We start from the raw sequence: 17,690 nt of genomic DNA on the forward strand, positions 1-17,690 counted from the left end.
GGTGCGAGTTGAATGTCGAGGAGCGACACCACCAGATAGTCACGCTGGCCCGCCGGAACGGCGAGGTCAATGTCGGCAAGCTCGCCGCCGAACTCAACGTCTCGGCCGAAACAATTCGCCGCGACCTGCGGCAGCTCGAAAAGCATGGTCTGATCCGGCGGACGCACGGTGGCGCCTACCCGGTGGAGACCGCGAAATTCGAGACCGATCTGGCCATCCGGACCACCCGCCGGGTGCCGGAGAAGCGCCGGATCGCGGCGGTGGCGGCCGGCCTGATCGGGGACGCCGAGACGATCTTCATCGACGAGGGGTTCACCCCGCAGCTCATCGCCGAGGCGCTGCCCACCGACCGGCCGCTCACCGTGGTGACCGCGTCGCTGCCCACCGCGGCCTGGCTGGCCGCGTCCACGCCGGCCACGGTTCTGCTGCTCGGCGGCCGGGTACGCGGCCGCACGCAGGCCACCGTCGACCATTGGGCGGCCGAGATGCTGTCCGGTTTCGTGATCGACCTGGCCTACATCGGCGCGAACGGGATCTCCCGCGAGTCCGGGCTGACCACCCCGGACCCGGCGGTGGCCGACATCAAGGCGCACGCGGTCCGGGCCGCGCGCCGCCGGGTCTTCGTCGGCGTACACACGAAATTCGGCGTGCGCACGTTCTGCAAATTCGCCGAGATAGCCGAATTCGAGTCACTGGTCACGGACACCGCGCTGCCGGTTTCCGAGGCGCACCGTTACGCGAGGCTCGGGCCACAGGTCATCCGGGTCTAGCCAGGAAATCGCTCTCCCCAGCCGTTTTCGAATGAAACGGAGGATCCACCATGCCCAAAAAACTCGCCGTCGCGGCGGCCGCACTCCTTTTCCTGACCACCGCCTGCTCGGGCGCCGGCTCGACCGGGTCCAGCGGCGGCGGTGCCGACAACACGATCACCGCGCTGATGGTCGGCAACCCGCAGATGGAGGACATTCAGAAGCTGACCGCCGACAACTTCACCAAGCAGACCGGGATCACGGTGAAGTTCACGATCCTCCCGGAGAACGAACTGCGCGACAAGGTCACCCAGGACGTCGCGAACCAGGGCGGGCAGTACGACGTCGCGACCGTCGGCGCGTACGAGGTGCCGATCTGGGCGAAGAACGGGTGGCTGCACGAGCTCTCCACGCAGGCCCAGGCGGATTCGTCCTACGACGTGAACGACCTGCTCAAGCCGATGGTCCAGGCGGTCAGCGGTGAGGACGGCAAGATGTACGCGGCGCCGTTCTACGGCGAGTCCTCGTTCCTGATGTACAACAAGGACCTGTTCGCGGCCAAGGGCCTGACCATGCCCGAGCACCCGACCTGGCAGCAGGTCGCCGGCTTCGCCGCCAAGCTGAACGACAAGAGCAAGGGCGTGGCCGGGATCTGCCTTCGCGGCCTGCCCGGCTGGGGTGAGCTCTTCGCGCCGCTGACGACCGTGGTCAACACGTACGGTGGCACCTGGTTCGAGAAGGACTGGACGCCGAAGGTCAACGCGCCCGAGTTCACCGCGGCCACCCAGTTCTACGTCGACCTGATCAAGAAGTACGGCGAGTCCGGCGCACCGCAGGCCGGCTTCACCGAGTGCCTCAACACGTTCGGCCAGGGCAAGGCGGCCATGTGGTACGACGCGACCTCGGCGGCCGGCACGCTCGAGGACCCGAACGCCAGCAAGGTGGCCGGCAAGGTCGGCTACGTGTACGCGCCGGTCGACAAGACCGAGTACTCCGGCTGGCTGTGGACCTGGGCGTGGGCGATGCCGAAGACCACCAAGAAGGCGGACGCGGCCTGGAAGTTCATCTCCTGGGCGACCAGCAAGGACTACGAGCAGTTGGTCGGCAAGAACCTCGGCTGGTCCCGGGTGCCGTCCGGCAAGCGCACCTCGACGTACTCGATCCCCCAGTACAAGGATTCCGCGAAGGCCTTCGCCGACGTCACGCTCGGCTCGATCGAGCACGCCAATCCGCAGAACCCGGGCCTGCAGCCGCGGCCGGCGCTGGGCGTCCAGTACGTCGGCATCCCCGAGTTCTCCGACCTGGGCACCAAGGTGTCGCAGGAGGTGAGCGCGGCCATCGCCGGCAGCACCACGGTTGACAAGGCGCTCGCCGACGGCCAGAAACAGGCCGAAGACGTGGCGAAGAACTACAAGTAGATGACCACCACGGTCAGCCGGCCGGACGTGCGGATCCAGCCGCCCGTCCGGCCGCACCCGAGCAAAGAACGCTGGATACGCCGGGCGCCCCTGCTGCCCGCCCTGATCTTCGCGATTGTCATCACGCAGATCCCGTTCCTCTACACCCTCTATCTGTCCACGTTGCACTGGAATGCGCTCAAGCCGGGCACCCACGAGTTCATCGGCCTGCAGAACTACGTGACCGTGCTGACCGACGAGCGACTGCGCGCGGCCCTGGTCAACACCGTGATCCTGACGGCCGGCGCGGTGCTCTTCTCGATGATCCTGGGGCTCGGGCTGGCGCTGCTGCTGGACCGCAGCTTCGTCGGGCGGCCGGTCGTCCGTACTCTCCTGATCACACCGTTCCTGGTGATGCCGATCGCGGCGGCCCTGCTGTGGAAGCACGCGATCTTCAATCCGGCGTACGGCCTGATCAACGGTATCTTCGGCGGCTCGACGGACTGGATCTCGTCCTACCCCAAGGGCGCCGTGATCACCACGTTGGTCTGGCAGTGGACGCCGTTCATGATGCTGATCCTGCTGGCCGGCCTGCAGTCGCAGTCGACCGAGGTGATCGAGGCGGCCCGGGTGGACGGCGCGAACGCCTGGCAGGTCTTCCGCCGGATGACCCTGCCGCACCTGCGGCAGTACCTCGAACTGGGCGGCCTGCTCGGCTCGATCTACCTGGTCAACACGTTCGACGCGGTCTTCAGCATCACCCAGGGCGGGCCGGGCACGGCGACGACCAACCTGCCGTACGAGATCTATCTGACCACCTTCCGCAAGTTCGAGTACGGCGAGGCGTCGGCGGCCGGCGTGGTCGTGGTGATCCTCACGATCATCGTGGCCACCTTCGCGCTCCGGGTCATCTCGAGCCTCTTCCGGATCGAGGCCAATTCATGAGAGGGCGTGGCCGATGAGGGCCCGGCTGAGCAACACCGTTTGGGGAACCGTCGCCTGGATCGCCGGGATCGTCTTCGTCTTCCCGGTGATCTGGATGGTGCTGACCAGCTTCAAGCAGGAGGAGGCGGCCGCCGGCAACCCGCCGACCTGGGTCTTCACTCCCACCCTGGATCAGTACGCCCAGGTCTTCGACCGCAACATCACGCCGTTCCTGCTCAACTCGCTGATGGCCAGCATCTTCTCCACGCTGCTGGTGGTGACGCTGGCGACGCCCGCGGCGTACGCGCTCTCCCTGCGCCCGGTCGCGAAATGGACCGACGCGCTGTTCTTCTTCATCAGCACCAAGATGATGCCGGCCGTCGCGGCATTGCTGCCGATCTATCTCCTGGCGAAGCATCTGGGAATGCTGGACAACATCTGGACCATGGTCATCCTCTACACGGCGATGAACCTGCCGCTCGCGGTCTGGATGATGCGCAGCTTCCTGCTGGAGGTGCCGCGGGAGGTGCTGGAGGCCGGCGAGGTGGACGGCGCGTCGCTGCCCACCTCGATTCGAAAGATCATCATGCCGATCGTCTCGCCCGGCCTCGCGGCGACCGGCCTGATCTGCTTCATCTTCGCCTGGAACGAGTTCTTCCTGGCGGTGAACCTGACCGCGACCAACGCCGGCACCGCGCCGATCTTCCTGGTCGGGTTCATCTCGTCCGAGGGGCTCTTCCTGGCCCGGCTCTGCGCGGCGGCGACGCTGGTCTCGCTGCCGGTGCTGATCGCCGGCTGGGTGGCGCAGAACAAACTGGTCCGCGGCCTGTCGATGGGAGCCGTCAAGTGAAAGCAGCCGTCGTTGTCACGCCCGGGAGCATCGAGATACAGGACGTTCCCGACCCGACGCCCGGCCCGGCGGAGGTGGTGGTGCGGCCGGCCGCGGTCGGCATCTGCGGCACCGATCTGCACATCATGGACGGCGAGTTCGCCCCGGCCTTCCCGATCGTGCCGGGGCACGAGCTGGCCGGCGAGATCGTCGCGATCGGGTCGGCGGTCACCGGCTACGCGGTCGGTGACCAGGTGGCCGTCGACCCCTCGCTGTACTGCGGACACTGTTACTACTGCAAGCGGGCCCGGGGCAACCAGTGCGAGAACTGGGCCGCGATCGGGGTGACCGTGCCGGGCGGCGCGGCCGAGCTGGTGGTCGCGCCGATGGCGAACCTGTTCAGGCTCCCCGCGTCGCTGCCGGCGCGGGATGCGGCGCTGATCGAGCCGCTGTCCTGCGCGGTACGCGGCTTCGACGTGCTGCCGCGGCGGCTGGCCTCGTCGTACCTGATCTACGGCGCGGGCACGATGGGGCTGATGATGCTGGAGCTCGCCAAACGCTCCGGCGCCGAGTCGGTGTCCGTCGTCGATCTGAACCCGGCCCGGCTGGAGACGGCGAAACGGCTCGGCTGCTCGGCGGCGACGACCTTCGCCGACGACTTCGTCGCGCCGCGCGGGTTCGACGTGGTCATCGACTGCACGGGCGCGCCGGCCGCGATCCGGGACGGGTTGTCCAGGGTCGGGCGCGGCGGGACGTTCCTGCAGTTCGGCGTGGCGAACTACGACGCGCGGGTGGAGATCGAGCCGTACGAGATCTACCGGCGCGAGATCACCATCACCGGGTCGATGGCGGTGCTGCACAGTTTCGACCGGGCCGGGCAGATGCTGGCCGCCGGCGTCCTCGACCCGTCGATCTTCGTCTCGCACCGGTTCCCGCTGACCTCGTACCCGATGGCGCTCGATCAGTTCCGCCGGGGCGAGGGCCGGAAGATCCTCATCGAGCCCTGAGCGCGCTCCACAGGCGTCGGCGGTGGGGCGCCTACGGGCGTCCCACCGGGGTCGCCGGGTCGCCGTCGACCGCGGCCTGCAGCAGCGGGGTCAGCTTCTCCAGCAGGAACGGCAGGCTCAGCGGGGTGACGAAGGACGTGGCCGCGCCGGCCAGTTCCGTGCTCTCCAGATAGACGTCGCGGCCCTCGGTCCTCACCCCGAGCTTCGCGTAGAGCGGGTCGGCCTGCACCTTCGCCTTGTCCGTGTCGTACTTGTCGACCAGCCAGATCAGCGCGTCGGTGTCGAGCAGATCGGTGCGCTCCTTGCTCAGGTTCGCGCCGAACTCCTCGCCGGTCACCTCGGCCAGCCACCGCGGTGGAGCGGGAGTCCTCGACGATCGTGCAGCTCGCCCCGTTCCTGGTGGCCGGGATGCTGCTGGCGCTGGCACTGGGCCGGCAGCTGAACGCGCTGGCGCTCGGCGACGCGTCGGCCACCTCGATGGGCGCGAAACCCCGCCGGATCCGCGCGCTCGGCATGGTCGCGATCACGCTTCTCTGCGGCGCCGCCACCGCCGCGTCCGGGCCGATCTGGTTCCTCGGGCTCGCCGTCCCGTACACGGCCCGCATGGTCGTCGGCTCGGACCACCGCTGGATCCTGGCGTACGCGCTGGTCCTCGGCCCGGCCCTGGTGCTCGCCTCGGACGTGCTCGGCCGCGTGCTGGTCGCCCCGGCCGAGCTGCCGGTCGGCGTGGTCACCGCGTTCCTCGGCGCGCCGCTGTTCATCGCGCTGTGCCGCCGACGCCGGCTGAGTGTCCTGTGACCGCCCCGGGACTGAGCCTCAGCCGGGTGGGCGGCTCAAGGCGGATCGTCATCGGCAGCCGGTCCGGCCGCCTCTCGCTGCGGGTGCCGTTGCGCACGGTGCTGGTCGGCGCCGGCCTGCTGCTGACCTCGCTGGCCGTCTCGCTGGTCAGCCTGACCTCGGGCGACTTCCCGGTGCCGGTGGCCGACGTGCTGCGCAGCCTGGCCGGCCAGGGCGACGCCGGCACCGACTTCATCGTCCGGGAGCTGCGGCTGCCCCGGGTGCTGATCACGCTGCTGGTCGGCGCGGCGTTCGGGGCCGGCGGCACGATCTTCCAGAGCCTGACCCGCAACCCGCTGGGCAGCCCGGACTTCGTCGGCCTGACCGTGGGCGCGGCGACCGGCGCGCTGATCGTGATCCTGCTGCTCGACCGCGACGGGGTCAGCGTGGCGATCGGCGCGATCGCCGGCTGCCTGGCCACCGCGGCCGGCATCTACCTGCTCGCGTTCCGCCGCGGCGTGCACCCGTTCCGGCTGGTGCTCATGGGCATCGGCGTCTCGGCGCTGCTCGAGGCGACGAACTCGTACCTGATCTACCGGGCCCGGCTGGACGAGGCGGTCGCCGCGCAGGTCTGGCTGATCGGCAGCACCAACGGGCGCGGCTGGACCGAGGTGATCCTGGTCGGCGTCGCGGTCGCGGTGCTGCTCCCGATCGCGCTCTACCACGGCCGGCACCTGGACATGCTGTCGCTCGGCGAGGAGACCGCCATCCTGCACGGCGTCCCGGTCGAGCGCAGCCGGGCGGTGCTCGCGCTCGCCGGGGTGGCGCTCGCCGCCGCGGCCACCGCCGCGGCCGGGCCGATCGCGTTCGTGGCGCTCGCCGCCGGTCCCCTGGCCGGACGGCTCACCCGCTCGCCGCACGCCGGGATCCTGCCCGGCGCGCTGATGGGCGCGGCGCTGTTGAGCGTCAGCGACTGGCTCGCCCAGCACGCGTGGCCGGGCGGGGCCGTCCCGGTCGGCACCGTCACCGCCGCGCTCGGCGGCATCTACCTGACCTGGCTGCTGGTCCACGAACGACGGAGAGTGGCATGAGCACGAACCACCCGCGGCTGGCGGCGAAGACCCTGACCCTGGCGTACGACAAGCGGGTGATCGTGGAGGACCTCGACGTGCGGATCGCCGACGAGTCGTTCACGGTCATCGTCGGCCCGAACGCGTGTGGCAAGTCCACCCTGCTGAAGTCGCTGGCCCGGGTGCTGAAGCCGCGGTCCGGCGCGGTCCTGCTGGACGGGCAGGCGATCGCCTCGTACCCGTCCAAGCAGGTCGCCAGGCAGCTGGGCATGCTGCCGCAGTCGCCGGTGGTGCCCGGCGGGATCGTCGTCGAGGAGCTGGTCGCCCGCGGCCGGTTCGCGCACCAGAGGCTGCTGAGCCAGTGGTCGCCGCAGGACGAGGCCGCGGTGACCGACGCGATGCGACGGACCGAGGTCGCCGACCTGGCCGACCGGTTCGTCGACGAGCTCTCCGGCGGGCAGCGGCAGCGGGTGTGGCTGGCCAGGGCGCTCGCCCAGCAGACCCCGATCCTGCTGCTCGACGAGCCGACCACCTTCCTCGACCTGTCCCACCAGTTCGAGGTGCTCGACCTCTGCGCCGTGCTGCACGAGCAGGGCCGCACGATCGTCGCGGTGCTGCACGACCTGAACCAGGCCTGCCGGTACGCCACCGAGCTGATCGTGATGAAGGACGGCGAGGTGCTGGCCCAGGGCGCACCGGCCGAGGTGATGACCGCGGAGCTGGTCGAGCGGGTGTTCGCGATGCCCTGCCGGGTGATGGACGACCCCGAGACCGGCACCCCGATGATCGTTCCGGCCGGCCGGGAGCGCCGGAACGCCGCTCGCACCGGGCGCACGCCGGCCATGGACGAGATCTCCGTCGATTGATCTCGGTAGCCGAACCGTAATCGGATCCACCTTGCAAACACGTCACTGATCGATAGATTCAGCTGTATATATGCACCAACCCGAATCCAACGTCGGGAAGGGGCTCTGCCATGAGGTCCGGATCTGCTGTTCTCGCATCGACGGTGGCCTGCTCGCTCGCCCTCGCGGCGTGCGGATCCAAGGGCGAGGCGCCGTCCGGCGGTTCGAGTGGCGGCGACACCCTGGTCATCGGCGCATCGTTGTCGCTGACCGGCGCGCTCGCCCGGGAGGGCAAGCTGACCCAGGAGGGCTACCAGCTCTGCCAGGACAGGGTGAACGCCGCGGGCGGCGTCCCGGTCGGCGGCAAGAAGCTCAAGCTCGCCATCCAGTTCCAGGACGACACCTCCAAGCCGGACACCGCCGCCCAGCTGGTCGATCAGTTCAACGACAAGGGCGTCAAGCTCATCCTCGCCTCGTACGGCTCGGCGAACACCGAGGCGCAGGCGGCGGTGATCGAGCGCAACGGGCAGGTCATGGTCGACTCCGCCGGCGCCGACAACAAGATCTTCAGCAAGGGGTACAAGCGCACCTTCGCGGTGCTCTCCCCGGCCACCGAGTACGCCTCGTCCATCGTCAAGTCGATCGCCGAACTGGCCCAGCCGAAGCCGAAGACGGTCGTCTTCCTCTCCGCCGACGACGGCTTCTCCAAGACCGTCACCGAGGGCGGCATGAAGACCGCCCAGGAGCAGGGCTTCACCGTGCAGAGCCCGCAGTACTTCAAGAGCGGGACCTCCGACGTGAGCTCCTCGCTGATCAAGGTCAAGGGCCAGCGGCCCGATGTGATCATCGGCTCGGTGCACCTGGTCGAGGGCATCGCGATCGTCAAGCAGGCCAAGGAGCTCGGGGTGGTGCCGGCCGGCGGCTTCGGCGAGACCGTCGCCCCGCCCACGCCCGACTTCGCCAAGACGCTCGGCCCGCAGGCCGAGAACGTGCTCGGCTCCAGCCAGTGGACCCCGTCCACCAAGGGCGAGGACAAGTACTTCGGCAACGCCCAGCAATACTCCGCCGACATCAAGGCCAAGTTCGGCCACGACGCCGAATACCACGACGCCGAGGCCAGCGCCGCGTGCCTGGCCCTGACACTGGCCGCCGAGGCGGCCGGCGACACCAGCCCCGACAAGGTCCGCGACGCGCTCGCCGGGCTGGACACCACATCCTTCTTCGGCAAGATCAAGTTCGACGCCACCGGCCAGAACGTCTACAAGCCGATGTCGGTGATCCAGATCCAGCAGGGCAGGGCCGTGACCGTGTGGCCGGCCGACGCGGCCCAGGCCAAACTCGTCTGGCCCGGCACCACGCCATGACCTCATTCCTCCAGGCGACCCTCTACGGGCTGCTGCAGGGTGGCCTGCTCGGGCTGATCGCGGTCGGGTTCTCCCTGGTCTGGGGCGTGATGAACATCGTCAACCTGGCCCACGGCGCGTTCGTGGTGCTGGGCGCGTACGTCGGCTGGCAGGTCAACGACCGGCTGGGCCTGGACCCCTTCCTCGGCATGTTCGTCGCCGCGGCGGTGCTCTTCGCGCTCGGCTACGGGCTCCAGCGGTGGCTGATCAACCTGGTCGTCAACGGGCCGGTGTTCATCACGCTGCTGCTGACCTTCGGGCTCGACCTGATGATCGTGCAGGCGATGAACATCGCCTTCTCCGCCGACTACCGCAGCATCCCGACCTCGTACGCGGGCAACAGCCTGCACGTCGGCGGGATCCGGCTGCCGCTGGGCCGGACGCTGGCGTTCGTCGTGTCGGTCGCCGTGACGCTCGCCCTCGTGGCGCTCATCAACCGCACCCGCACCGGTCTGTCCATCATGGCCACCGGGATGGACCGTGGCGCGGCCCGGCTGATGGGCATCCGGGCGCGGCACGTGTACGCGCTGACCTTCGGGATCGCCGCGGGTCTGGCCGGCATGGCGGGCACCATGGTCGGCACGGTCGGGACGTTCAACCCCGCGGCGGCGGGCGGATACACCCTGCTGTCGTTCGTCATCGCCGTGCTGGGCGGCCTGGGCAACATGTACGGCGCGTTGCTCGGCGGCCTGGTGATCGGGCTGGTCGAGGCGTGGGCCGGGCAGTACCTGCCCGGCACCTGGATCAACGCCCTGGCGTTCCTGGTGCTGGTCGTGGTGCTGATCGTCCGGCCGTCCGGCCTGGTCGGGCGGGCCTACTACGCGGCCAGGCTGGAGGTGTGATGGCGGCCGCCGCACGGTGGAAGCCGTTGGTGCCGTGGGTGTCGGGAGTGCTGTTGCTCCTGGCCGCGCTGGGCCTGCAAGCCCAGCTGTACGCCGGTCAGGAGCGCACCGTCACCACCATCTTCATGTTCGTCGCGCTCGCCCAGGCCTGGAACCTGATCGGGGGCTACGCCGGGTATGCCTCGTTCGGTCAGGTGGTGTTCTTCGGCATCGGGGGCTACGTCACCGCGGTCGCGATGACCCACTGGCACCTCAGCTTCTGGACCTGCCTGGTGCTCGCCGGCGCCGTCGCCGCGGCGTTCGGCGCGGTGATCGGCCTGCCGCTGCTGCGCCTGCGGGGACACTACTTCGCGATCGCCACCCTCGGCGTGGCGGAAGGCATCCGGGAGGTGGTCACCAACCTGCCCGAGCTGACCGGCGGCGGTGCGGGCATCACGCTGCCCACCGTCGGCGATCAGGCGGTCACCCCGTACCTCGGCAATGATGGTTTTTATCTGCTCTTCCTGGCGCTTGCCGCGCTGGCCGTCCTGGTCAGCGGGCTGGTCGCGGGCAGCCGGGCCGGGTTCGCCCTGCGCGCGATCCACCAGGACGAGGACGCGGCCGGGGCGATGGGCGTCAACACCACCCGGATCAAGGTCGTGACGTTCGCCCTGTCCGGGTTCATCACCGGCCTGGTCGGGGCCGCGTACGCGTTCCAGCAGGTGACGATCTTTCCCGAGCGGCTGTTCGACGTCGACATCACCGTACTCATGGTGGTGATGGTCGTGATCGGCGGCAGCGGCACCGTGCTCGGCCCGCTCGTCGGCGCGGTGCTCCTGCAGTACCTGTCGGAGTTCCTGCGCCAGAACTACACGAGCTACCACATCTTCCTGCTGGGCGCGATCATCATCGTCGCGGTGGTCCTGCTGCCCCAGGGCGCGGTCAACTACCTGCGCGACGCCCGGCGCACCGGGGAGTACTCGCTGCTCGCGAACGTCCGGAGGTACCGCCTGTGAGCGCGACGCCGGTGCTGCGGACCGAGCACCTCAGCCGGCGCTTCGGCGGCCTGACCGCCGTCTCGGACGTCTCGCTCAGCCTCCCGGAGGGCGAGACGGTCGGCGTCATCGGCCCGAACGGCGCCGGCAAGAGCACGGTCATCAACCTGGTCACCGGCCACCTCAAGCCGAGCTCCGGCCGGGTCCTGATCGACGGCAAGGACCTGACCGGCGCCCGGCCATGGGTCATCACGCATGCCGGGGTGGCCCGGACGTTCCAGATCGTCAAGCCGTTCCGCGGCATGACGGTGCTGGAGAACGTCGCGATCGGGATCCTGTACGGCCCGCACGGCGTTCGCCGCATGTCCCAGGCACGCAAGGGGGCCGCCGGGGTGCTCGACGAGACGGGCCTGGCACACCTGGCCGAGCGGGCGCCGGGCGAGCTCTCGGTCGCCGACGCGCGCCGGCTCGAGTTCGCCAAGGCGCTGGCCCTGCGGCCACGGCTGCTGCTGCTCGACGAGGTGATGGCGGGGCTGCGACACCGGGAGATCGAGTCGAGTCTGGAGCTCATCCGCACACTGAAGACGCGCGGCATCACGATCGTCGTCGTCGAACACGTCATGCGGGCGATCCTGGCGGTGAGCGACCGCGTCGTCGTGCTGCACCACGGCCGGGTCCTGACCGAGGGCCGGCCGCGCGAGGTGCTGTCCGACCCCCAGGTGGTGGAGGCATACCTCGGCCACCGGTACGCCCAGCGCCGGGCGGACGGCTCATGATGCTCGACGTGCGGAACCTCAGCGCCGGCTACGGCCGGGTGCAGGTGCTGTGGGACGTCGACCTGTCGGTGGGCGAGCGGGAGATCGTGGCGCTCGTCGGCCCGAACGGCGCCGGCAAGACGACCCTGCTGCGGGCGCTGTCCGGGATGACGCCGATACGCGGCGGAACGGCGGAGTTCCGCGGCCGGCCGCTGGGCAACCGCTCCATCGAAGAGATCGTCGACCTCGGCATCGCCCACGTGCCGGAGGGCCGCCGGCTGTTCGCCGGGCTGACCGTGCGCGCGAACCTCCAGCTCGGCGGCTGGCGGACGAAGAACACCGACCTGGAGCGGGTGATCGAGCTCTTCCCCCCGCTCGGGCCGCGGCTGGAGCAGGTGGCCGGCAGCCTGTCCGGCGGCGAGCAGCAGATGTGCGCCATCGCCCGCGGGTTGATGAGCCGGCCGGAGCTGATGATGATCGACGAGCTGTCGCTCGGGCTGGCGCCGCTCATCGTGGACGAGATCCTCGAACGGCTGCCCGGCATCGCCGCGGCCGGCACCTCGGTGCTGCTCGTGGAGCAGGACGTGGACGCCGCGCTGTCCGTCGCCGAGCGCGGCTACGTGCTCGAGACCGGCCAGATCACCCTGTCCGGCAAGGCCGGCGCGCTGCTCGCCGACAAACGGATCCAGGAGAGCTACCTGGGCATCGCGTAATTGTTCAGACCGCTCCGGGCCCGGGCGATCGGGCATCGTACTCCGCCGCCTCGTCGAACGGCCCGGATCCCAGAACATCGCGCGCCGACGCAACGAGCTTTCTACCCTGGTGGTGACGCAAACCCCGCCGGCTGAACGGGTGGATGGCTGACGCATCGGGAGGAGCGTATGTCTGGTTTCGCGGCTGTCGTGGCGGTGCTCGTATCCCTGGTGGCCGGGGCGACACCCGCCGGTCAACCGGAGACCGGTCCGCCACCGGGACACCTCGTTGTCAGTCTCGTCACGGTCATCGGCTCCGGCTGCCGACCCGGAACCGTGAACGTGGCTCCCGGGACGGACAACACCGCCCTCACGGTGACCTACCGCAACTATGTCGCCGCGGTCGGCGTCGGGGCCTCGCCGATCGACATGCGGAAGAACTGCCAGCTGGGCGTGCGCGTCGACATTCCGCGGGGATACACCTTCGCCATCGGCCGGGCCGACTATCGAGGGCTGGCTCGCCTTGCCTCCGGCGCTTCGGGCATCCAGCGGGCCGGCTACTACTTCCAAGGGATCTCGCAGACCGCGGTCTCCAGCCACGACTTCCGCGGCCCCTACAACCGGCGCTGGCAGGCGACCGACTCAAAGCCGCTCACCACACTGTCCTTCCCGCCGTGCGGCCAATCTCGCATCCTCAACATCAACTCTTCGTTGATCGTCAATGGCGGGTCGTCCGACACGCGCACCACCAGAAGCTTCATGCGTATGGATTCGAACTCCCTCTACCACCTCCAATGGCGACGGTGCTGACGGCGCCGACCCACCTTCGCGTCGCCGCGTTGTCGTCGCCACCCGTTACACACCATCTGACGATTGGATGACCGACCATGTTTGCTGCACCCGTTGCCGCCCTTGCCGGAGCCGTCATGTCGCTCCTGCCACACCCCCCGCTGGAGGCGCCTCAGCAGCCACCGCCCGGTTCGGTAACGATCAGTTACGCCACCGTCATCGGAAGCGGCTGCCCCCTCGGCACCGCCGCGGTAGCGCTGAATCCCGGCGCCACGTTCATGACCGTCACCTACAGTCAGTTCCTGGCCCAGGTCGGCGTCGGAGCCATGCCGACCGACAATCGGAAGAACTGCCAGGCCAACATCAGAGTGCACGTGCCGCAGGGCTGGACCTTCGCGATCGAGAAGACCGACTACCGCGGCTACGCGAACCTTCAGGCCGGCGCCTACGGCATCGAGCGGGCCAACTACTACTTCCAGGGAATGTCGCAAACGGCGTACATCCAACACCAGTTCAACGGCCCGTTCCAGAACGACTGGCAGACCACCGACCTGGTCGGCATCGCGGCCCTGGTCTTCCGGCCGTGCGGCGAGGACCGCAACTTCAACATCAACGCTCAGCTGGCCGTCTATCCGGGCTGGTCGAACCCGCACACCACGAACAGCTACATAACCATGGACTCCACCGACGTGAACTTCTCCACGATCTACCACTTCGCGTGGCGCCGATGCCCCTAGGAACCACCTGACGGCCGCCGTAACCGGGCCGGGCACCGCGATCGCGGTGCCCGGCCCGCTTCGTCCAGGCCGGCCGTTGCCCTGCTCGGCAAAGTTTCCGCAGGATCGGGCAAGAAACTTATTTTCATCGATGAACCGGGTTCTCATAAATAAATGCGACCCTTCCCCGCTCCCCCGTCCCGAACGCTCGCCGCCGCGGCCGCCCTCATCGCCGCGGCCGTTGGCGCGATCGCCCTCCCCACGACGCCCGCGGCGGCCGCCGCGGGACCCGCGTCGGTCACCGACGGCAACGCCCGTTTCCAGGTGCTCACGCCGACGCTGATCCGCACCGAGTACGCCGGCGACGGCGCCTTCGCCGACGCCGCCACGTTCACCGCGGTCAACCGGTCCTTCCCGGCGCCGCCGTTCACGACCGACGTGACCGGCGACGGCTACCGGGAGATCAAGACCAGCGCCCTGACCCTGCGCTACAAGCAGAACAGCGGCCCGTTCACCGCCGCGAACCTGTCGGTGGTGGTCACCGCGACCGGGGTCACCGCTCATCCGCGGTTCCCGTCCTACTGCCCGGCATCCACCGCCTGCGAGGGCGAGAACGCGCTGCTGCTCGGCACCGCCTCGACCGGTTACGACCACACCGGGTACACCGGCAGCGGGTTCGCCGCCGGCTTCGAGGGCACCGGCAGCGGCGTCCAGTACGACATCGACGTCCCGACCGCCGGCGCCTGGCGACTCGCCGTCCGCTATGCCAACGCCGTCGGCAGCGACAACCAGAGCGTCACCCGCACCCTGACCGCCCACCTCGACGGCGCCACCGGCCCGCGGTTCAGCCTGCCGCCCACCACCACCTGGGACACCTGGTCGACGGCGTCGGTGACGGTGAACCTGCACGCCGGCGTCAACACCGTCGCCGTACAGCAGGACGCCGCCGACTCGGGCCGGGTCAACATCGACAGCCTCGCCGTCACCCCGGCCGGCACCACCACCTACCCGGCCGCCGCCACCGACCTGCTCACCACCGGCTACGGCGCCGGACCGAACAGCCAGCTCGGCGGCTGGTACCGCTCGCTGGACAACCTGCCGGGCGGCCTGCCCCAGAGCCTGCATCCCGGCATCCTCAACCGCGGCGGCTGGTACCTGCTCGACGACACCCGCACCGCGCTGATGCCGTTGAAGGACCGGCCGAGTCACGGCAGCCAGTCCTACGAGGACGGTTACTTCTTCGGGTACGGGCAGAACTACAAGCAGGCCCTGGCCGACCTGAACGCGCTCGCCGGCGGCGTCGACCTGCTACCGCGATCCGCGTACGGCGTCTGGTTCTCCCGATTCTGGGGGTACAGCACCGCCGACTACCAGAACACGCTGCTGCCCGCGTTCCGCAACAACTTCACGCCGCTCGACTGGCTGGTCGTCGACACCGACTGGAAGAGCCCGGTCGAGTGGGACGGCTGGAACTGGAACACCGGGCTCTTCCCCGACCCGCAGGCGTTCCTGTCCTGGACCAAACAGATGGGCCTGGACGTCTCCATGAACATCCACCCGGAGATCGACTCCACCGACCCGAAGTTTCCCGCGGCCAACGCCTCCGCCGGTGGCCTGCCCGTCCAGCCGGACGGGCACACCCACTACTTCGACTGGGCCAAACCCGCCCACCTGAGCACCTACCAGGGCCTGCACCAGCCGTTCGAGCAGCAGGGCGTCCGCGCCTGGTGGCTCGACTACTGCGGCGGGTGCGGCTCCTCCATCTCGTCCGACCCGCACATCGGCGCCGACAACCTGATCAACCAGGCCTACGCCGATCACGACACCGGGCGCGGCCTGCGCGGCTTCGCGTTCAGCCGGATCGGCGGCACCGAGCACGGCACCGGGGACAGCACCAGCTTCGCCTCCGGCCCGTGGTCCGAGCGCCGCAACTCGCTGGCCTTCACCGGTGACACCTACTCGACCTGGGACACGCTCGCCTACGAGGTCCGCTACACCGCGGGCCTGGCCGCGGCCGGGCTGTCCAACGTCAGCCACGACATCGGCGGCTTCCACGGCGGCCATCTCGCCGACGACATGTACGCCCGCTGGGTGCAGTTCGCCACCTTCCAGCCCGTCGACCGGCTGCACTCCGACCACGGCGACCGGCTCCCCTGGGACTACCCCGGCGCCGCCCAGGCCAGTGCCGAGCGGTTCCTGCGGTTGCGGGAGGCGCTGGTGCCCTACACGTACACGATGGCGCGGCAGGCGAACCAGACCGGCCTGACCCTCGTACGGCCGATGTACCTCGACTATCCCACCCAGGAGGCCGCTTACTCGGCCACCGGCGAGTACATGTACGGCGACAGCATGCTGGTCGCACCGATCACCAGCGCCGGCGGCTCGGTGTCCGTGTGGGTGCCGCCCGGCGCCTGGACCGACTACTTCACCGGAGCGACCTACTCCGGCCCGGGCACCGTCACGATGACCGCCCCGCTCTCCCGGATGCCGGTACTGATCAAGGCGGGCGGACTCGTACCGACCCGCACCGACTACGTCCACAACCAGAAGGAGAGCACCACCGCCCAGCTGACCGTGAACGTCGCGGCCGGCGCCGACGGCAGCTTCTCGCTGTACGGCGACGCCGGGGAGGGCAAGGGGTACCAGTCGGGCGAGTACACCACCACCCCGTTGTCCTGGGCCGACGGCACGCGGGCGTTCACCGTCGGCGCCACCACCGGCAGCTATCCCGGCGCACCGACCGCCCGCGCCTACACCCTGCGGGTCGCCAACTCCGCCGCGCCGACCGCGGTGAGCGTCGACGGCACGCAGCTGCCCGAGACCGCCTGGTCGTACAACCGGGACAGCCGCACCGTCACGGTGACCACCGACCGGCTGCCGGCCGGCACGGCGCACTCGGTCGTCCTGACCGGCACCGCCACCGCGAACCCGACCAGCGGCGAGACCATCGGCGTCGGCGGCCTGTGCCTCGACGTCCGCGGCGGAACCAGCGCCGAGGGCCAGCCCGTGCAGGTCTACACGTGCAACCACACCGCCGCGCAGACCGTCAGCCACGCGGCCGACGACACCCTGCAGGTCCTCGGCCGCTGTGTCACGGCAGCCGGCACCGCCAACCGGGCAGCGGTCACGACGAACACCTGCGCCGGCGCCGCCGGTCAACTGTGGACCCGCCGCGCCGACGGGAGCCTGCTCAACCCCGCCTCCGGCCGATGCCTGGACGTGCCCGACTCGAACACCACCCCGGGCGCGGTGCAGTTGCAGCTCTACGACTGCCTGGCGACCGACGGGCAGATCTGGCGGCTGCCGCCCGGCCCCGTCACCGGTCCCGGCGGGCTGTGCGCCGACGTCGCCGGCGCCGACCCGTCCTCGACGACGCCGATCCAGCTGTACACCTGCAACGCCTCCGACGCGCAACGCTGGTCGACACCCGGCAACGGCAGCATCCGCGTCTTCGGCAAATGCCTCGACGTCGCCAACGGGGCGACGGCCAACCACACCGCGGTCCAGCTGTTCGACTGCAACGGCACCCCCGCGCAGACCTGGACCAGCCGCGCCGACGGCACGCTCTACAACCCGAGCTCCGGACGCTGCCTGGACGACACCGGCAACGCGCACACCGCCGGCGACCTCCTGCAGATCTACGACTGCAACAACTCGTCAGCCCAGCAGTTCCGCCTGCACTGAATCCGCGGCGTAGTTGACGGTTCACCGATTGCTAGGTAGAAAGACGTGGCCGGTGCGCTTCCCCCGTGGCGCACCGGCCTTTTCGTCTCAGGGGGTCCACCCGAGCGTGAGGCATGGCGTACGGGAATCTGTCTCCCGTCCGCCATGTCACCTCACTCCCACACCCGCGGGACACACGGCATCCCTCCGCCCGGCGGGCGGAACATCCCCCGTGCCGTCGCGACCCGCGCAGTCAGG

17 protein-coding genes are annotated in these 17,690 nt (G+C 69.7%); 16 read left to right on the plus strand and 1 reads right to left on the minus strand.

What is annotated here, in order from left to right; all coding sequences use genetic code 11:
* Positions 1 to 8: 8 nt before the first annotated feature.
* From ODJ79_RS39780 to ODJ79_RS39800, 5 genes are read left to right on the plus strand one after another with little or no spacing between them, the layout of a single operon-like run.
* Positions 9 to 770 carry a DeoR/GlpR family DNA-binding transcription regulator gene (locus tag ODJ79_RS39780; RefSeq protein WP_263028878.1) on the plus strand — a complete coding sequence of 254 codons (762 nt, stop codon included), beginning with the start codon at positions 9 to 11 and terminating at the stop codon, positions 768 to 770.
* Between the two features lie 50 nt (positions 771 to 820).
* Entirely contained in the window at positions 821 to 2,167 is a 1,347-nt protein-coding gene (locus tag ODJ79_RS39785; RefSeq protein ID WP_263028879.1) for an ABC transporter substrate-binding protein, read from the plus strand.
* On the plus strand, positions 2,168 to 3,091 hold the full coding sequence (locus ODJ79_RS39790; protein WP_263028880.1) for a carbohydrate ABC transporter permease: 924 nt from the start codon (positions 2,168 to 2,170) through the stop codon (positions 3,089 to 3,091).
* 13 nt (positions 3,092 to 3,104) lie between these two features.
* Positions 3,105 to 3,920 (plus strand): carbohydrate ABC transporter permease, encoded by an 816-nt coding sequence (locus ODJ79_RS39795; RefSeq protein ID WP_263028881.1) that lies wholly within the window; start codon positions 3,105 to 3,107, stop codon positions 3,918 to 3,920.
* Positions 3,917 to 4,906, plus strand: coding sequence for a zinc-dependent alcohol dehydrogenase family protein (locus ODJ79_RS39800; protein WP_263028882.1), 990 nt, complete (start codon positions 3,917 to 3,919; stop codon positions 4,904 to 4,906). Before ODJ79_RS39795 ends, ODJ79_RS39800 begins: the two co-directional genes overlap by 4 nt.
* Before the next feature lie 31 nt (positions 4,907 to 4,937).
* Here the strand turns inward: ODJ79_RS39800 and ODJ79_RS39805 are convergent, their stop codons facing one another.
* Positions 4,938 to 5,243 carry a hypothetical protein gene (locus ODJ79_RS39805; protein ID WP_263028883.1) on the minus strand — a complete coding sequence of 102 codons (306 nt, stop codon included), beginning with the start codon at positions 5,241 to 5,243 and terminating at the stop codon, positions 4,938 to 4,940.
* A gap of 17 nt (positions 5,244 to 5,260) precedes the next feature.
* Here ODJ79_RS39805 and ODJ79_RS39810 point away from each other — a divergent pair, with 17 nt between their 5' ends.
* The 11 genes from ODJ79_RS39810 to ODJ79_RS39860 all read left to right on the plus strand — a co-directional run bounded on the left by ODJ79_RS39810 (position 5,261) and on the right by ODJ79_RS39860 (position 17,453).
* Complete coding sequence (locus ODJ79_RS39810; protein WP_263028884.1) at positions 5,261 to 5,704, plus strand: FecCD family ABC transporter permease; 444 nt, start codon at positions 5,261 to 5,263, stop codon at positions 5,702 to 5,704.
* 26 nt (positions 5,705 to 5,730) lie between these two features.
* On the plus strand, positions 5,731 to 6,774 hold the full coding sequence (locus ODJ79_RS39815; RefSeq protein WP_263028885.1) for a FecCD family ABC transporter permease: 1,044 nt from the start codon (positions 5,731 to 5,733) through the stop codon (positions 6,772 to 6,774).
* The gene (locus tag ODJ79_RS39820; RefSeq protein WP_263028886.1) at positions 6,771 to 7,619 is read left to right on the plus strand and encodes an ABC transporter ATP-binding protein; all 849 of its coding nucleotides are present in this window, start codon (positions 6,771 to 6,773) and stop codon (positions 7,617 to 7,619) included. The genes ODJ79_RS39815 and ODJ79_RS39820 overlap by 4 nt, the downstream gene beginning before the upstream one ends.
* Before the next feature lie 110 nt (positions 7,620 to 7,729).
* The gene (locus ODJ79_RS39825) at positions 7,730 to 8,962 is read left to right on the plus strand and encodes an amino acid ABC transporter substrate-binding protein (protein ID WP_263028887.1); all 1,233 of its coding nucleotides are present in this window, start codon (positions 7,730 to 7,732) and stop codon (positions 8,960 to 8,962) included.
* Positions 8,959 to 9,843, plus strand: coding sequence for a branched-chain amino acid ABC transporter permease (locus ODJ79_RS39830; RefSeq protein WP_263028888.1), 885 nt, complete (start codon positions 8,959 to 8,961; stop codon positions 9,841 to 9,843). The genes ODJ79_RS39825 and ODJ79_RS39830 overlap by 4 nt, the downstream gene beginning before the upstream one ends.
* Entirely contained in the window at positions 9,843 to 10,838 is a 996-nt protein-coding gene (locus ODJ79_RS39835; protein WP_263028889.1) for a branched-chain amino acid ABC transporter permease, read from the plus strand. Before ODJ79_RS39830 ends, ODJ79_RS39835 begins: the two co-directional genes overlap by 1 nt.
* A complete protein-coding gene (locus tag ODJ79_RS39840; RefSeq protein WP_263028890.1) occupies positions 10,835 to 11,593 on the plus strand; it encodes an ABC transporter ATP-binding protein in 759 nt (252 codons plus the stop codon). The genes ODJ79_RS39835 and ODJ79_RS39840 overlap by 4 nt, the downstream gene beginning before the upstream one ends.
* A complete protein-coding gene (locus ODJ79_RS39845) occupies positions 11,593 to 12,285 on the plus strand; it encodes an ABC transporter ATP-binding protein (RefSeq protein WP_263028917.1) in 693 nt (230 codons plus the stop codon). Before ODJ79_RS39840 ends, ODJ79_RS39845 begins: the two co-directional genes overlap by 1 nt.
* A 168-nt stretch (positions 12,286 to 12,453) precedes the next feature.
* A complete protein-coding gene (locus ODJ79_RS39850; protein WP_263028891.1) occupies positions 12,454 to 13,074 on the plus strand; it encodes a DUF4360 domain-containing protein in 621 nt (206 codons plus the stop codon).
* Between the two features lie 116 nt (positions 13,075 to 13,190).
* Positions 13,191 to 13,790 carry a DUF4360 domain-containing protein gene (locus ODJ79_RS39855; RefSeq protein ID WP_263028892.1) on the plus strand — a complete coding sequence of 200 codons (600 nt, stop codon included), beginning with the start codon at positions 13,191 to 13,193 and terminating at the stop codon, positions 13,788 to 13,790.
* Between the two features lie 153 nt (positions 13,791 to 13,943).
* Positions 13,944 to 17,453 carry a ricin-type beta-trefoil lectin domain protein gene (locus tag ODJ79_RS39860; RefSeq protein ID WP_263028893.1) on the plus strand — a complete coding sequence of 1,170 codons (3,510 nt, stop codon included), beginning with the start codon at positions 13,944 to 13,946 and terminating at the stop codon, positions 17,451 to 17,453.
* The last annotated feature ends 237 nt before the right edge of the window (positions 17,454 to 17,690 follow it).

Source organism: Actinoplanes sp. KI2 (assembly GCF_025630775.1).
Classification (GTDB): domain Bacteria; phylum Actinomycetota; class Actinomycetes; order Mycobacteriales; family Micromonosporaceae; genus Actinoplanes.